Source organism: Knoellia sp. p5-6-4 (assembly GCF_029222705.1).
Taxonomy (GTDB): domain Bacteria; phylum Actinomycetota; class Actinomycetes; order Actinomycetales; family Dermatophilaceae; genus Pedococcus_A.
Map to the genome: position 1 here is coordinate 1,132,847 of NZ_JARGZF010000001.1, position 15,560 is coordinate 1,148,406.

Consider the following 15,560-nt stretch of genomic DNA (forward strand, 5'->3'; position numbering starts at 1 on the left):
TCACTTCACCCCCGGGGCGCCGACCGGCGCCGTGAGGTTGGCGATGTAGGTGTCGAACCACCGGCCGGTGCCCAGCACGTTGGAGAACAGCCGGGTGAACGGCGCCATCGCGGCGATCGTGTCGTTCAGGTCCTTCTCGTGCTTCTGCAGCACCGCGAGCACCTTCGTCAGCTGGTCGAGGGCGGGCTTGAGCTCCGCCCGGTTCTCACGCACCAGCGCCGTCACCTGCTGGGCCATCGCCGAGGTGTTGGTGAACAGCGTGTGGATGGCGTCGCGGCGGGCGTTGAGCTCTTCCATGAGCAGGTCGGCGTCCTTGATGAGGGTCTCCAGTGCCTTGTTGCGCTCGGCGACGGTGCCGGTCACCGAGTTGGCGGCCGACAGCAGCCGCTTCAGCTCGGCGTCGCGGGAGGCGATGGTGCGCGAGAGGCGGGTGAGCCCGTCGAGCGCCGCCCGCACGTGCGGTGGGCTGTCCTTGAACTCGGTGGCCATGACGTCGAGCGAGGTCGCGAGTTGGTCGGTGTCGATGCGCTCGGCGGTCTGGGCCAGGTCGGTGAAGGCGTTGACGATGTCGTAGGAGGAGACGGTGCGCTCGAGCGGGATCTCGGAGCCCGCCCTCATCTGGCCCCCGCCGGCGGGCTCCAGCGAGAGGTACTTCTGCCCGAGCAGCGTCTTCATGCGCACCGACGCGGCGGTCTGGGGGCCGAAGGCCACGTCCTCGGTGATGCGGAAGTCGACGCGGACGTGGTCACCGGCCAGGTCGACGGCCTCGACCTTGCCGACCTTGACGCCGGCGATCCGCACGTCGTCTCCCTCGATGAGGCCGCCGGCCTCGCTGAAGGCCGCGCGGTAGGTGTCGCCGCCACCGATCAGGGGCAGGCTCTGCACGTTGAACGCCAGCGCCAGCAGCACGGCGATCACCAGCAGGCCGGCCGCCCCGATCGGGACGGGGTTGCGCTCACGGAAGGGGACGCTCATGAGCACCTCGCTGCAGTCACGGCATACGACGGGGAGACCGGGCCGGTGGGCAGCTTCACGGTGCCGTCGAAGCGGCACAGATAGAAGTTGAACCACGAGCCGTAGGTCGCCGTGCGGGTGATCTGCGTGATCTTCTCGGGCGACGTCGAGAGGAACTTCTCGAAGGTCGCAGTGTTCTTCGGCTTGTTGAGCGTGGTCGAGAGCCTGCGCAGGTGGGCGATGTCGGCCTTGATCGCGGGCCGGGTGACCTTGAGCAGGTCGGCCGTCTCGGCGGTCAGGGAGTTGATGTTCTCGAGCGAGGCCCCGATCGTCTTGCGGTCCTGGGCCAGGCCGGAGACGAAGCGCTGGAGCTGGTCGATGAGCTGCTTGAGCGCCGCGTCGTGCTCGTCGACCGTGGCGAGCACGGCGTTGAGGTTGCCGATGGTCCGGCCGATGACGGCGTCGCGGTCGGCCAGGGTCGAGGTGAGCGAGGCCGTCTTGGCCAGCAGCGAGTTGATGTTGCCGCCCTCGCCCTGGAGCACCGAGATGATCTGCCCGGACAGCTCGTTGACGTCCTTGGGCGAGAGCGCGGCGAACAGCGGCTTGAAGCCGTTGAACAGCACGGTCAGGTCGAGTGCCGACTGGGTGCGGTCGAGGCCGATCGTCGCGCCGTCCTTGAGGGCGGCGGAGTCCCCCACTCCCTGCGTCAGCGCCAGGTAGCGCTCGCCGACGAGGTTCCGGTACTTGATGGTGGCGTGGGTGCCCTGCGTCAGGACGCTGGACTTGGCGACGGAGAACTCGACGAGAGCGTTGGTGCGGTCGCGGTGCACCGACACCTTCTCGATCTCGCCGACGCGCACGCCCGCGATGCGGACCTCCTGGCCGGCGGCCACACCGGTGACGTCCTCGAAGACGGCCTTGTAGGTCGCCTTGTCGCCGAGCTGCACGTTGGCGATCGTGGCCGCCAGGGTGCCGGTAGCCAGGAGGGTGGTCAGCGCGAAGAGGATCAGCTTGACCAGGCTGGACGAGGTCTTCATCGCTGGCTCACCACCGTTCCACGCAGCATCGGGCCGGCCAGCAGGGTCGTGATGGCAGACGGGTGCGCGGACCCGTCGCGCGACAGCAGGGCGGCCACGACCTTCTGTTCCTCCTCCGTACCGGCGAGACCGGAGTCGGCCTCGGCGATGCCCACCGCCTTCTCGGTGGTGAACGCCGACGGCAGGGCGCTTCCGGCGCCGTTGCTCGAGGCCCCGTTGGTGCCGTCGTCGAACGTGATGCCGGGGCGGGGGTTGGCCTGGCTGCCGTGGCGGTCGGGCAGGCCGTAGCAGTTGGGGCCGCGCTTCTCGCCCCAGGCGGGCTCCTCCCCCGGCTTGTAGCCCGGCCGCTGGGGGGTGACCTCCAAGGTGATGTGGAACTGCTCGTTCTTCCACGCCCCGTCGATGTTGGGGAGCCAGTTGGTCAGCGCCGTCGCCATGCAGGGGTACTGCGGCGAGTACTTGGCGAACAGGGCCAGGCTCGGGCGGCCGACGCGACCGGCCTGGATGACGCGGTCACCGTTGCGCTCCAGGAACCGCGCCGTGGTGTTCGCGAACCCCGCCGTCCCGGCGAAGAAGCCCTTGAGGGAGTCCTGCTTCTGCACGATCGTCGTGTTGGTCGTCACCAGCGCCCTGGCCGCGCGGACCAGCTCGGGTGCCGCCACGGCATACGTGCTCGCCAGGTCTGCCAGCCCCGAGATGTCGGCCTGCAGCGCCGGCATGTGCGGGTTGAGCTCCTTGAAGTAGCGGTCCACCAGCACCAGGTTCTGCCCCAGCCGGGTGCCCCGGCCGTCGAGCGTGGTGGCCAGCGCGTTCAGCGTCGCGGCCAGCTTCTCCGGCTGGACCGCACGCAGCAGCGGCAGCAGGTCCTCGAACACGCGCTCGAGCTCGATCGCCACGCTCGTGCGGTCCTGTCCGATCACGTCCCCGGCACGGATCGCGCGTCCCGCCGTCCCGGCCGGCGGCGCCACGAGGTCGACGTACCGCTCCCCGAACAGCGTCTTGGGCAGCAGCCGCGCCGAGACGTCCGCCGGGATCTGCGACACCATCTCCGGCTTCAGCGCCAGGGCCAGCCGGGCGCCGTCCCCGGTGGTCTCGATGCGGCGCACCTCCCCGACGATCAGGCCGCGCAGCTTGACGTCGCTGGACTCCTGCAGCTGCGACCCGATCCGGTCGGTCTCCAGGGACACCATCACCACGTCGGTGAAGACCTTCTGGAACGAGGCGACGGACAGCCCGATGAGCGAGGCGACGACCACGAGGAAGGCGACGCCGTAGGCACGGTCGCCCAGCCTGGAGATGAAGCCCCGGGCGGGTCCGACATTGGTGGCATTGGTCTGCGTCATGGCTAACCCGCGATCCTCACCGTGGTCGACGCACCCCAGACGGCCAGGGAGAAGAAGAAGTCGACGATGTTGATGGCCACGATCGACGTGCGCACCGCCTTGCCCACGGCCACGCCCACACCGGCCGGCCCGCCCGAGGCGGTGTAGCCGTAGTAGCAGTGGATCAAGATGATCACGACCGCGAAGACCATGACCTTTAGGAAGGAGTAGAGGACGTCGATCGGCGGCAGGAACAGGTGGAAGTAGTGGTCGTAGGTGCCCTTGGACTGCCCGAAGTACTCGGTGACGATGAACCGGGTCGCGCCGTAGGAGGACAGCAGGCCCAGGACGTAGAGGGGGATCACCGCGATGAAGCCGGCGATCATCCGGGTGGTCACCAGGAACGGCAGCGACGGGATGCCCATGACCTCGAGCGCGTCGACCTCCTCGGAGATCCGCATGGCCCCGAGCTGGGCGGTGAAGCCGCACCCGACGGTCGCCGCGAGGGCCAGGCCCGCCACGAGCGGGGCGATCTCGCGGGTGTTGAGGTAGGCGGAGATGAAGCCGGTGAAGGCGCCGGTGCCGAGCTGGTTGAGGGAGGAGTAGCCCTGCAGTCCGACCTGGCTCCCGGTGAAGAAGGCGAGGAAGGCGATGACGCCGACGGTGCCTCCGATGACCGACAGGGCCCCGGAGCCCAGGGAGACCTCCGCCAGCAGCCGGACGACCTCCTTCTTGTAGCGGCGGAGGGTGCGCCCGCTCCAGGCGAGCGAGCGCACGTAGAAGCGCATCTGCTCGCCGAGGCTGTCGAGGGCCTCCACCGGGCGGTGGGCGAGGTCCGTTGCTCTGCTCATCGCGGTTCTCTGTTCATCGTCGTCGCCCGCCTCAGATCTTCTGCGGGACGACTTGGAAGTAGATGGCGCTGACGACGAAGTTGACGACGAACAGGAACATGAAAGTGATGACCACGCTCTGGTTCACCGCGTCGCCGACGCCCTTGGGGCCGCCGCCGGCCGTCAGGCCCTTGTAGGAGGCGACGACCGCGGCGATGAAGCCGAAGATCACGGCCTTGATCTCGCTCGTCCACAGGTCGGCGAGCTGGGCCAGGGCCGTGAACGAGGCGATGTAGGCGCCCGGGGTGCCGCCCTGGATGATGACGTTGAAGAAGTAGCCGCCTGCGACGCCGACGACGGACACCAGCCCGTTGAGGAGCAGCGAGACGAGCATGGCGGCCAGCACCCGTGGCACCACGAGGCGCTGGATCGGACTGATGCCGAGCACTTCCATCGCGTCGATCTCCTCGCGGATCTTGCGCGAGCCGAGGTCGGCGCAGATGGCCGAGCCACCGGCGCCGGCGATGAGCAGCGCGGTGACGATCGGCGATGCCTCACGGATGACGGCCAGCACGCTGGCCGCCCCCGTGAACGACTGGGCGCCGAGCTGACGGGTGAGGGTGCCGAGCTGGAGGGCGATGACCGCGCCGAACGGGATCGAGACGAGCGCGGTCGGCACGATGGTGACCGAGGCGATGAACCAGCACTGCTGGATGAACTCCTTGGTCTGGAACGGCCGCTTCGGCAGGGCCCGGAAGACGTCGAGCACGAGCGCGAACAGCGATCCGCTCTGGCGCAGTGCCCCCACCGCGAGGTTGCTCACGACAGCACTCCCTCGCGCTCGGCGTGCGACTCCACGGACGAGGAGTGCACGCCGGGGACGCCGGCGCTGCCGGACAGGAAGGACCCGGGCGGCGGCGTGACACCGTTCTCGCGACACCACTGCCCGGCGGGGCGGGCGGTGCGCCGCACCGAACCGTCGCTGGGCTCGAGCTGGAGGGCGATGGGCGGCAGCGGGGGCAGCTCCTGGCCCGACTCCGCGGCGAGCTCGTCGGCGTCCTTCTCCTCGGACATGCCGATCGGTCCGACCCGCTGGGCGTTGAGGAACTGGCGCACCACCGGCTCCTCGGAGCTGAGCAGCATCTCGCGCGGGCCGAACATCGCCAGGTGGCGGTGGTAGAGCAGGCCGATGTTGTCGGGCACCGTGCGGGCGGTGTTGATGTCGTGGGTGACGATGAGGAAGGTCGCCTCGATCTGCGCGTTGAGGTCGACGATGAGCTGGTTCAGGTAGGCCGTGCGCACCGGGTCGAGGCCGGAGTCCGGCTCGTCGAAGAGGATGATCTCCGGGTCGAGCACGAGGGCACGGGCGAGGCCGGCGCGCTTGCGCATTCCGCCGGAGATCTCGCCGGGCAGCTTGCCCTCGGCGCCCTGCAGGCCGACGAGCTCGATCTTCTCCGAGACGATCCGCCGGACCTCGGTCTCGTTCTTGCGCGTGTGCTCGCGCAGCGGGAAGGCGATGTTGTCGTAGAGGTTCATCGAGCCGAAGAGCGCCCCGTCCTGGAAGAGCACGCCGAAGAGCTTGCGCACCTCGTAGAGGTCGTGCTCGCGCAGGCGAGTGAGGTCCTGGCCCTCGATCCAGATCGAGCCGGCGTCCGGCTTCAGCAGGCCGACCAGCGTCTTGAGGAACACCGACTTGCCCGTGCCCGACGGGCCGAGCATCACCGAGATCTCCCCTGCGGGGAGGGTGAGGGTCACGTCGTTCCAGATGGTCTGCGACCCGAACCGCTTGGTCAGGCCTTCGACCCTGATCTCAACGCCCACTGCTCACCTCGTCGTGATGGTGCCTTGTTGCCCGCGAGGGCCCCGGTCTCGCGCTGCTCAACGACCAGCGCCCACCGGGGTTACGGCCGCACGGCAGGATGGGCCGGTGATCATCCGGCGTGAGACACCCCAGGACATCCCGGCCATCCGCGCCGTGACGGCGGCGGCCTTCGCCACCGCGGAGCACTCCGCTCCCCCCGTGGAGCCCGACGGGGCGCCCGGCGAGGCCACGCTCGTGACGTGGCTCCGCGCGGACGAGGGGTGGGTCCCGCAGCTCTCCCTCGTCGCCGAGGACGCGGACGGCGCGGTCGTCGGGCACGTGGTGTGCACTCGCGGCACGGTGGGCGGCGCCCCCGCACTCAGCCTCGGCCCGCTCAGCGTCGACCCCCGCCAGCAGGGTCGGGGGGTCGGCTCGGCGCTGATGCACGCGGTGCTCGCCGCCGCCGATGCCCTTGACGAGCCGCTCGTGGCCCTGCTCGGCGACCCGGGCTACTACCGGCGCTTCGGCTTCCGCCCGGCCTCCGACATCGGGGTCCGCTCACCCGAACGCGCGTGGGGCGACCTGTTCCAGGCCCGCACGCTCACGGCACACGACCCGGGGCTCACCGGGACCTTCGCGTATGCCGCGCCCTTCAGCCGGTTCTGACCCCGGCGACCGCGCCGCCCCGGGCATGCGAAAGGCGGGCCCGACCGTGTGGTCGGACCCGCCCTCGCGGTGTTCGGCGCCCGCAGTCGCGGGCTCAGATCACTTGAGCTCGACGGTGGCCCCGGCGCCCTCGAGGGCCTCCTTGGCCTTCTCCGCGGCAGCCTTGTCGACCTTCTCGAGAACGGGCTTGGGGGCGCCGTCCACGAGGTCCTTGGCCTCCTTCAGGCCGAGGGAGGTCAGCGCGCGGACCTCCTTGATGACCTGGATCTTCTTGTCGCCGGCGGCGGTCAGGATGACATCGAACTCGTCCTGCTCCTCGGCGGCAGCGGCCTCGCCGCCCCCGGCGGGGGCGCCGGCGGCCGCGACGGCAACGGGGGCCGCAGCGGTGACGTTGAAGGTGTCCTCGAACTGCTTCACGAACTCGGAGAGCTCGATGAGGGTCATCTCCTTGAAGGCCTCAAGGAGCTCGTCGGTGGAGAGCTTCGCCATGGTGGGCGTCCTTTCTGTTCTTACTTCGTATGCCGTGAGTGGCGGTTTTCGTTGGTCGAGCGGTCGGTCTGGGGTCGCCCCCGGACGTCAGCTCTCGTCGCCACCCTCGGCGACGTCAGCGGTGGCCTCGGCCGCGGGGGCCTCGTCCGTGGTCTCCTCGGAAGCCTCGGCGGCGGGAGCGGCGGCAACCGGACCCTCTGCCTCGACCTTGGCGCGCAGCGCGTCGACCACACGGGCCGTCTGCGACAGCGGAGCCGCGAAGAGGTAGACGGCCTGGCTGAGCGACGCCTGCAGGGCACCGGCCAGCTTGGCCAGGAGGACCTCGCGGGACTCGAGGTCCGCGAGCTTCGTGATCTCCTCGGCGGTCAGGGTCTTGCCGTCGAGGACGCCACCCTTGATCACGAGGAGGGGGTTCGCCTTGGCGAAGTCACGCAGGCCCTTTGCAGCCTCGACCGGGTCGCCCTCGACGAAGGCGATGGCGGACGGGCCCTGGAGCTGGCCGTCGAAGGCCGTGACTCCGGCCTCCTTCGCCGCGAGCTCGGTCAGCGTGTTCTTCACGACGGCGAAGGTCGCGTTGCCGCGAAGCGAGTTGCGCAGGTCGGTGAGCTGCTTCACCGAAAGCCCGCGGTACTCGGTCAGCACGGCCGCGCCCGAGGTCCGGAACTTGTCCGTGAGCTCGGCGATGGCTGCAGCCTTGTCAGCCTTTGCCATGTGGCCTCCCTTCCGTAATGAACGACCACACGGCGAGGGCCCACACGAAGAAAGCCCCGGCGCAGGGCACGGGGCACACGGCATACGATCCGGCGGAGCCGGTGCATCCGGTTGAACGTGGCCTGCGCTGGCTGCCCGCTTCGAGCGGGACCTTCGGTCTCGCACCCTGGTGGGCACGCGACAACCGAGCGGTCTCTGGTCAGGGTCGATGGTACGGGCCGAGGCGCGCTTGCTCCAAATCCAGTGGCCGGCTCACCTGCCTGCGGTGCGCTTCAGCCCGACTGGGCCCCCTCGGCGGATGGGGCCTCGATGGCGTCTGTGACCACGCGGAAGGTGAACACCCTGCTGCCGTCCGGGGCCCGGTAGTGACGTGGGGCACCGTCACGCCCGAGCACCCACGAGGCCGGTACGTACTTCCGCTCGGACCCGGAGTCCTTGGCCCATTGGCTCTCCGGGTCGGTCGGGACGGTCAGGGTGAAGCCATCGCTGGTCACGGCGTCCACCCGCACGGTCGCGGCCGGATCCATGGCGGAGATGCGCTCGTTCCACCTGCTGTCAGTCCTCAGCAGCTCCAGGCTCCGGTTGAGGCCCTCGGCGGCGGCTCGTGTCTCGAGTGTCCGGGCGTCGTCCGTGAGGTCGACGACGGTCCACTCCGCGCGCCCGGCGGAGCCCTCCCGCACATAGGCGGTCTGCTCGATGATTCTGACCTCCCTCACCCCCGCGACGGGGGAAGGAAAGGACCACGCGTCATCGGAACTGGAGCTGTCGCACACCAGGGGTCGGGCGCCGGAGACGGAGATGCGGACGGTCTTGTTCTCCAGCGCGCCCAGCATCAACGCCACGACCTCACCCACCGGCACCTCGTCTCCGACGCGGAACGCCGGCGTGGCGGTCGTCGGCGAAGGGCTGGGGTGCCCGCTGACCGTGGGGGACAAAGGACGCGCGAAGGAGGACGGAGCCGTGGACGGGCCCGGCTGCTGCGTCGAACACGCGGTCAGCACAACGACGAGGACGCCCGTGGTCGCGGCCGTTCGCGGTGACGGCCAGAGCCCACAGTCCACCCAGCACGGCATACGACTCCCCCTCGATCTTGTCCCACCCGGACTGCACCGTTCCCGCCGTCCGGCAACGCGAGAGCCCGCCACCCCGGGCGGGGCGGCGGGCTCTGGCGTCAGGCGTGGGTCAGGCGGTGGCCTCGTCCTCGACCAGCAGGTTGCGGGTGCGGGAGGAGTCCAGCGGGATGCCCGGGCCCATCGTGGTGGTCATCGTGGCCTTCTCGATGTAGCGGCCCTTGGACGCCGAGGGCTTCAGGCGCAGGACCTCCTCGAGGGCGGCTGCGTAGTTCTCCACGAGCGACTTCTCGTCGAAGGAGACCTTGCCGATGATGAAGTGGAGGTTCGCGTGCTTGTCGACGCGGAACTCGATCTTGCCGCCCTTGATGTCGGAGACGGCCTTGGCGGTGTCCATGGTGACCGTGCCGGTCTTCGGGTTCGGCATGAGGCCGCGGGGACCGAGCACCTTTCCGAGGCGGCCGACCTTGCCCATCATGTCGGGGGTCGCGACGACGGCGTCGAAGTCGAGCCAGCCGCCGGAGACCTTCTCGATCATGTCGTCGGAGCCGACGTAGTCGGCGCCGGCCTCGCGGGCGGCCTCGGCCTTGTCGCCGTTGGCGAAGACCAGGACGCGGGCGGTCTTGCCGGTGCCGTGCGGCAGGTTGACGGTGCCGCGGACCATCTGGTCGGCCTTGCGCGGGTCGACGCCGAGGCGCATGGCGACCTCGACGGTCGCGTCGTACTTGGTGGAGGAGGTCTCCTTGGCCAGACGCACCGCCGCGAGGGGGGCGTAGACCTTGGCCGGGTCGATCTTCTCGGCTGCGGCGCGGTATGCCTTGCTGCGCTTCATTTGTGCTCCTGTGAGTGGTGGTGGAGTTGTGGTGAACGGACCAGCGCTGGTCCTGCCACGGTGTCGGGGACGTCCCCGACCCTGCTCAGCAGAGGTTGCTGCCCTGGGAACAGGTTGCACCCTGTCCTTGCGGCAGCAACCTCTGCTAGCAGAAGTTGCTGCGTGAGGGCGGTGCTCAGACCTCGGTCTCGATGCCCATCTGGCGGGCGGTGCCGGCGATGATCTTCATGGCGCCGTCGATGTCGTTGGCGTTCAGGTCGGGCATCTTCTGCTCGGCGATCTCGCGGACCTGGTCCCTGCTCAGCTTCGCGACCTTGGTCTTGTGCGGCTCGCCGGAGCCCTTCTGCACGCCTGCGGCCTTCTTGATCAGCTCAGCGGCCGGCGGCGTCTTGGTGATGAAGGTGAAGGAGCGGTCCTCGTAGACCGTGATCTCCACCGGGATGACGTTGCCGCGCTGGGACTCCGTCGCAGCGTTGTACGCCTTGACGAACTCCATGATGTTGACGCCGTGCTGACCGAGGGCGGGGCCGACGGGCGGGGCCGGGGTGGCCGCACCGGCCTGGATCTGCAGCTTGATGAAGCCGGAGACCTTCTTCTTGGGGGGCATTGCTGTCCTTCGCTGGTTGTGGGCCCACGCCTACGGGCGATGACCCGGTTGCAGTGCCTCGTTCGTCAGATCTTGGCGACCTGGTTGAACGAGAGCTCGACCGGGGTCTCCCGGCCGAAGATGGAGACCAGAACCTTGAGCTTCTGGGTGTCGGGGTTGATCTCGGAGATCGTCGCCGGGAGGGTCTCGAACGGCCCCTCCATGACGGTGACGGACTCGCCGACCTCGAAGTCGACGACGGCCGTCTCGCGCGGCTTGCCGGCCGCGGGACCACCCGCGGCACCCGCACCGGCGGCAGCCGGGGCGCCGAGGTCGGCGGGGGCGAGCATGGTGAAGACCTCGTCGAGGCTCAGCGGCACCGGCTGGTGAGCGTTGCCGACGAAGCCGGTCACGCCCGGGGTGTGGCGCACGGCGCCCCACGACTCGTCGGTCAGGTCCATGCGGACGAGGACGTAGCCGGGCATCCGGACGCGACGGACCAGCTTCTTCTGGCCGTTCTTGATCTCGGTGACCTCTTCCATCGGCACCTCGGCCTGGAAGATGTAGTCCTCCATGTTGAGGGAGGCGATGCGGTTCTCGAGGTTGGCCTTCACCCGGTTCTCGTAGCCCGCGTAGGAGTGGATGACGTACCAGTCGCCGAACTGGCTGGCGAGCTTGTCCTTGAACTCCTTGACCGGGTCCACGGGGGCCTCGTCGACGTCCACGGGGGCCGCGTCGGCCGCGGCAGCCGGCTCGGTGGTCTCGTCGGCCTCGGTGCCCACGGGCGCGTCGGTCTCGGTGTCGGGGGTCGCGACGTCCTCGACGGGCTGCTCAGTGCCGGTGGCGACGTCGTCGCTCTCGGTGGTCCACTGGTCGGACACGCTGATGACCTACTTCCTTGAAATGTGTCGCCGGGGTTGCTGCCCCGTGAGGGCGGCGGCGGAGCCCTCGAGGGCTAGCCGCCGAAGACCCACAGGACGAGCTTGGTGAAGGCGAAGTCCAGCGCGGACACCAGGGCCATCATGAACACCACGAACACGATCACGACGATCGTGTAGTTCACCAGCTCCGAGCGCGTCGGCCGGACGACCTTGCGCAGCTCGTCCAGGATCTGGCTGACGAACAGGCTCAGGGAGCGGAAGAACCGGGAGACCGGGTTGCCGCGCTTGTCGCTCTTGCGACTGGCGCGACCAGAGTCGCGGGTCTCCGCGCTCACGTCCGTCACGATTCCTCTTCTCGCTGGCCTGGGTACTGCTCGTCGTTGTCGCAGGGCAGGAGGGACTCGAACCCCCAACCGCCGGTTTTGGAGACCGGTGCTCTACCAATTGAGCCACTGCCCTACGGAACCCGCCAAGGGGTGACCGGTTCCGGGAGGCTGGTCCGACTTCCCTCCCCACGCCCTTCGCGGGCACGGCGGAAGCATGGTCGGAGTCAACCGATGCAGAAGCATACGTGACGGGCGCCCCCGGATGCGAACTCGCCCGACACGGCGAGCGGTGACCGCGCTGCGGACAGCACCGCACGGCATACCGGCGTCTCTGCGAGCATGGCCTGCGTGACCGAGCAGACCGCACCCGCCAGCCGCACGCCCGTCGCCGAGCTCGCCCCCGACCAGCTCGAGGCCTTCGCCCAGGAACAGCGCACGGCGTATGCCGCGCTGCAGGAGCGGGGCCTGAAGCTCGACCTCACCCGCGGCAAGCCGGCACCGGCGCAGCTCGACCTCGCCGAGGAGCTGCTCGCCCTCCCGCACGGCCACGTGGACGCGAGCGGCGCGGACGTGCGCAACTACGGCGGCCTGCAGGGGCTGGCCGAGCTGCGCGACATCTTCGGCGAGCTGCTGCGGGTCGACCCCGCCCAGCTCGTCGCCGCGGGCAACTCCAGCCTGACGCTCATGCACGACTGCCTCGTCGACCTGCTCCTGCACGGCGGCGTCGACTCCCCCCGGCCGTGGTCGCAGGAGGAGAAGGTCACCTTCGTCTGCCCCGTGCCGGGCTACGACCGCCACTTCGCGATGCTCGAGCACCACGGCATCGACATGGTCACCGTGCCGATGCGCCACGACGGGCCCGACGCCGAGGCCGTGGCACGTCTGGTGGCCGACGACCCGACCGTCAAGGGCATGTGGATCGTGCCGACCTACGCCAACCCGGCGGGCTCGGTGACCACCCAGGAGGTGGCCGCCCGCCTGGCCTCGATGGAGACGGCGGCCCCCGACTTCAAGATCTTCTGGGACAACGCCTACGCCTTCCACCACCTGACCGCCGACGAGGCCAAGAGCGCCGACGTTCTCAGCCTGGCGTCGGCCGCCGGCCACCCGCACCGCCCGGTCGTGTTCGCGTCGACGTCCAAGATCACGTATGCCGGCGCAGGCATCGCCTTCCTGGCGGCCTCACCGGAGAACGTCGCCTGGCACCTCGGCCACCTCGCGAAGCGTTCCATCGGCCCGGACAAGGTCAACCACCTGCGTCACGCCCAGTTCTTCGGCTCGGCCCAGGGCGTGCGCGACCACATGGCCCGGCACCGCGAGATCATCGCGCCGAAGTTCGCCGAGGTGGAGCGGGTGCTCAGCGAGCGGCTCGGCGGCCTCGGCATCGCGAGCTGGACCCGGCCCAAGGGCGGCTACTTCGTCAGCCTCGACGTCCTGGACGGCACCGCCTCGCGCGTCGTGGAGCTCGCGAAGGAGGCCGGCATCGCGCTGACCCCGGCCGGCGCGTCCTTCCCCCACGGCGACGACCCCGACGACCGCAACATCCGTCTGGCCCCGACCTTCCCCGTGCTCGAGGAGGTCACCACGGCGATGGAGGCCGTGGCGACCTGCGTGCTGCTCGCGGCGGCCGAGGCGCAGGGGCAGGGCGGCTGAGCGGCTGAGCGGCTGAGCGGTTGCGTGGAAGGCCCGGGGCAGAGCCCTTGGTCCCTTTGCGCCTTCCTGTGACCCGTCACAGACTGGCCCCATGAGCGATCAGCCAGGACGCGAGAGCATCGAAGACGACATCGCCAGCTACAGCGTGGACGACGAGGGGCAGCTCCAGCCCTCCGACACCCTCGAGCAGGCCGACGTGGCCGACGAGCTCGACCGCGGCTACTCCCCGCCGGAGCGGCCCCGCGGCGTCGAGGCCTTCGGCACCACTGCCGAGGAGCAGCACCAGGGCGAGAGCCTGGAGCAGCGCATCCGGCAGGAGGAGCCCGACCCCAACTCCGCCTACGGCGCGCCCGACAACGAGAGCGGGCTCGACGACGAGGACGACCGGGTCGGCGGTGACGACCCCGACTCCATCGCGGCCGAGGACGACTTCATCGGCGACGCCGAGGTGGGCGACCAGCGGGCCGGACGCCTCGTCGCCCCGGACGAGGGGTCGCACGAGGACACCGACCACGAGATGGTCGGTCGCGACGTCGGCGTGAACGGGGCGGCCGCCTCGGCCGAGGAGGCCGCCATGCACATCATCGAGGAGTAACCACCCTCCCTCACCCCGACGGGGCCCCGCCGACTCACCAGACTCTCGAGCACGGTTCGGGCCCCGTCGGCGTGCCGGGTGACAGACTGCGGGCATGCCGCGTCCGGTGACCGCGCTCCCGAAGGCGCACCTGCACCTGCACTTCACGGGCTCGATGCGGGTGCAGACCCTGCGCGAGCTCGCCGACAAGCACGGCATCCGGCTCCCCGAGTCCCTGCTCGGCTCGTGGCCACCGCAGCTCAGCGTCCGCGACGAGCGGGGGTGGTTCCGCTTCCAGCGGCTCTACGACGCCGCGCGCGCGTGCGTCCGCGACGAGGCAGACATGCGGCGCATCGTGCGCGAGGCAGCCGAGGACGACACCGCCGAGGGTTCGCGCTGGCTGGAGATCCAGGTCGACCCGACGTCCTACGCCCCCTTCGTCGGGGGCATCACCCCGGCTCTGGAGATCGTGCTCGACGAGGCCCGAGCCGCCTCCGCCCGTGGCGGAGCCGAGGTCGCCGTCGTGGTGGCGGCCAGCCGGATCCGGCACCCCCTCGACGCGCGGGTCCTGGCACGGCTGGCCGCGCAGCACGCCGGCGAGGGCCCGGGCGCGGTCGTGGGTTTCGGGCTGAGCAACGACGAGCGGCGCGGCGTCACCGAGGAGTTCGCCCACGCCTTCCGGATCGCCCGCCGAGCAGGGCTGGCCCTGGTCCCGCACGCCGGGGAGCTGCTCGGGCCGGCCGCCGTCGAGGCCACGCTCGAGTCGCTGTGGCCGGACCGGCTCGGCCACGGCGTGCGCAGCGTCGAGGACCCGCGGGTGCTCGAGCTGGTGGCCGAGAGCGGCGTCGCCCTCGAGGTGTGTCCGGGCAGCAACGTCGCCCTCGGGGTCTACTCCTCGGCCCGGGAGGTGCCGCTGCGCACGATCGTCGAGGCCGGGGTGCCGGTGGCCCTCGGTGCCGACGACCCGCTGCTCTTCGGCTCGCGTCTCGCCGCGCAGTACGAGACGGCGCGGGAGGTGCTCGGCTTCGACGACGCCGAGCTGGCCGCGCTCGCCCGGGGGTCGCTCCAGGCCAGCCGGGCGCCCGAGGCCGTCACCAAGGGCGCCCTCGCCGACGTCGACGCCTGGCTGAACGAATCCCCCGGCGCGACCGCTCCCTCGTGAACCGATGACTCCCCGCGGGTCCGCCGGTCTAGGTTGGTGACACGCGAACCACACCTGGCGAGGAGAGCAGCATGGGCCGGATCGTCTCCAACTTCTTCATCTCCCTCGACGGCGTCGTCGAGCGGCCCGACCAGTGGCACTTCCCCTACTTCGACGACGCGATGGGGAAGGTCATCGAGAAGGGGATGGAGACCACCGGCGCCTTCCTGCTCGGCCGACGCCTCTACGACGAGTGGTCGGAGTACTGGCCCCGGCAGGGAGAGGGGGTCCCGTTCTCGTCCTTCATCAACACCCTGCCGAAGTACGTCGTCTCCCATAGGACCTTCGACCCCACGTGGCAGAACACGACCCTCATCACCGGGCCTGACGACGCGAGCGTCGCCGAGCAGGTGCAGGGCCTGAAGGAGCGGGTGGACGGCGACATCACCCTCTCCGGGTCGGCGACGACCGTGCGCTGGCTGATGGCGCAGGGCCTGCTCGACGAGCTCGCCCTGCTGGTGCACCCCATCGCCGTCGCCGAGGGCCAGCGGCTCTTCGAGGGCACTGGCACGGTGCCGCTGCGGCTGCTGTCCTGCGACACGCTGCCGACCGGGGTGCTGCACCTGCGCTACGCCCCGGAGAACCGCGCCTGAGGGACTGCCCCGCTACAGGCTGTGTCCCACCCTG

Annotated in this window: 18 protein-coding genes and 1 tRNA gene; 5 read left to right on the plus strand and 14 right to left on the minus strand. The window is 70.1% G+C overall.

Features of this window, described 5'->3' with window-relative positions; all coding sequences use genetic code 11:
• The 6 genes from P2F65_RS05440 to P2F65_RS05465 are packed head-to-tail and all read right to left on the minus strand — an operon-like array spanning position 1 to position 5,964.
• On the minus strand, positions 1–975 hold the full coding sequence (locus tag P2F65_RS05440; RefSeq protein ID WP_275804933.1) for an MCE family protein: 975 nt from the start codon (positions 973–975) through the stop codon (positions 1–3).
• Positions 972–1,991, minus strand: coding sequence for an MlaD family protein (locus tag P2F65_RS05445; RefSeq protein WP_275804934.1), 1,020 nt, complete (start codon positions 1,989–1,991; stop codon positions 972–974). Before P2F65_RS05445 ends, P2F65_RS05440 begins: the two co-directional genes overlap by 4 nt.
• Complete coding sequence (locus P2F65_RS05450) at positions 1,988–3,334, minus strand: MCE family protein (RefSeq protein ID WP_275804936.1); 1,347 nt, start codon at positions 3,332–3,334, stop codon at positions 1,988–1,990. Before P2F65_RS05450 ends, P2F65_RS05445 begins: the two co-directional genes overlap by 4 nt.
• A gap of 2 nt (positions 3,335–3,336) precedes the next feature.
• The gene (locus P2F65_RS05455) at positions 3,337–4,164 is read right to left on the minus strand and encodes an ABC transporter permease (protein WP_275804938.1); all 828 of its coding nucleotides are present in this window, start codon (positions 4,162–4,164) and stop codon (positions 3,337–3,339) included.
• A 31-nt stretch (positions 4,165–4,195) separates the two neighbouring features.
• A complete protein-coding gene (locus P2F65_RS05460) occupies positions 4,196–4,966 on the minus strand; it encodes an ABC transporter permease (RefSeq protein ID WP_275804940.1) in 771 nt (256 codons plus the stop codon).
• Positions 4,963–5,964: an ABC transporter ATP-binding protein gene (locus P2F65_RS05465; protein WP_275804942.1), complete on the minus strand. Its 1,002-nt coding sequence runs from the start codon at positions 5,962–5,964 to the stop codon at positions 4,963–4,965. The genes P2F65_RS05460 and P2F65_RS05465 overlap by 4 nt, the downstream gene beginning before the upstream one ends.
• Before the next feature lie 106 nt (positions 5,965–6,070).
• Here P2F65_RS05465 and P2F65_RS05470 point away from each other — a divergent pair, with 106 nt between their 5' ends.
• The gene (locus tag P2F65_RS05470) at positions 6,071–6,610 is read left to right on the plus strand and encodes an N-acetyltransferase (RefSeq protein WP_275804944.1); all 540 of its coding nucleotides are present in this window, start codon (positions 6,071–6,073) and stop codon (positions 6,608–6,610) included.
• Positions 6,611–6,709: 99 nt separating this feature from the next.
• On the opposite strand, the gene rplL is transcribed toward P2F65_RS05470, so the two are convergent.
• The 8 genes from rplL to P2F65_RS05510 all read right to left on the minus strand — a co-directional run bounded on the left by rplL (position 6,710) and on the right by P2F65_RS05510 (position 11,638).
• Positions 6,710–7,099 carry a 50S ribosomal protein L7/L12 gene (gene rplL / locus P2F65_RS05475; protein ID WP_275804946.1) on the minus strand — a complete coding sequence of 130 codons (390 nt, stop codon included), beginning with the start codon at positions 7,097–7,099 and terminating at the stop codon, positions 6,710–6,712.
• Between the two features lie 87 nt (positions 7,100–7,186).
• Positions 7,187–7,810 carry a 50S ribosomal protein L10 gene (rplJ, locus tag P2F65_RS05480; RefSeq protein ID WP_275804948.1) on the minus strand — a complete coding sequence of 208 codons (624 nt, stop codon included), beginning with the start codon at positions 7,808–7,810 and terminating at the stop codon, positions 7,187–7,189.
• Between the two features lie 272 nt (positions 7,811–8,082).
• Positions 8,083–8,664, minus strand: a complete 582-nt coding sequence (locus tag P2F65_RS05485; RefSeq protein ID WP_275804950.1) for a hypothetical protein — start codon at positions 8,662–8,664, stop codon at positions 8,083–8,085.
• A 328-nt stretch (positions 8,665–8,992) separates the two neighbouring features.
• Positions 8,993–9,712 carry a 50S ribosomal protein L1 gene (gene rplA, locus P2F65_RS05490; RefSeq protein WP_275804952.1) on the minus strand — a complete coding sequence of 240 codons (720 nt, stop codon included), beginning with the start codon at positions 9,710–9,712 and terminating at the stop codon, positions 8,993–8,995.
• A gap of 175 nt (positions 9,713–9,887) precedes the next feature.
• Entirely contained in the window at positions 9,888–10,319 is a 432-nt protein-coding gene (gene rplK, locus P2F65_RS05495; protein ID WP_275804954.1) for a 50S ribosomal protein L11, read from the minus strand.
• Between the two features lie 65 nt (positions 10,320–10,384).
• Positions 10,385–11,179 (minus strand): transcription termination/antitermination protein NusG, encoded by a 795-nt coding sequence (gene nusG, locus P2F65_RS05500; RefSeq protein WP_275804956.1) that lies wholly within the window; start codon positions 11,177–11,179, stop codon positions 10,385–10,387.
• 74 nt (positions 11,180–11,253) lie between these two features.
• Positions 11,254–11,523 carry a preprotein translocase subunit SecE gene (gene secE / locus P2F65_RS05505; RefSeq protein WP_275804958.1) on the minus strand — a complete coding sequence of 90 codons (270 nt, stop codon included), beginning with the start codon at positions 11,521–11,523 and terminating at the stop codon, positions 11,254–11,256.
• 42 nt (positions 11,524–11,565) lie between these two features.
• Positions 11,566–11,638: transfer RNA gene (locus tag P2F65_RS05510), tRNA-Trp, on the minus strand.
• A gap of 215 nt (positions 11,639–11,853) precedes the next feature.
• Here P2F65_RS05510 and P2F65_RS05515 point away from each other — a divergent pair.
• The 4 genes from P2F65_RS05515 (at position 11,854) to P2F65_RS05530 (ending at position 15,526) form a co-directional block, all read left to right on the plus strand.
• Positions 11,854–13,158, plus strand: a complete 1,305-nt coding sequence (locus P2F65_RS05515; RefSeq protein ID WP_275804960.1) for an aminotransferase class I/II-fold pyridoxal phosphate-dependent enzyme — start codon at positions 11,854–11,856, stop codon at positions 13,156–13,158.
• Positions 13,159–13,249: 91 nt separating this feature from the next.
• Complete coding sequence (locus tag P2F65_RS05520; RefSeq protein ID WP_275804962.1) at positions 13,250–13,753, plus strand: DUF5709 domain-containing protein; 504 nt, start codon at positions 13,250–13,252, stop codon at positions 13,751–13,753.
• A 94-nt stretch (positions 13,754–13,847) separates the two neighbouring features.
• Positions 13,848–14,894: an adenosine deaminase gene (locus P2F65_RS05525; RefSeq protein ID WP_275804964.1), complete on the plus strand. Its 1,047-nt coding sequence runs from the start codon at positions 13,848–13,850 to the stop codon at positions 14,892–14,894.
• Between the two features lie 71 nt (positions 14,895–14,965).
• Entirely contained in the window at positions 14,966–15,526 is a 561-nt protein-coding gene (locus tag P2F65_RS05530; RefSeq protein WP_275804966.1) for a dihydrofolate reductase family protein, read from the plus strand.
• The last annotated feature ends 34 nt before the right edge of the window (positions 15,527–15,560 follow it).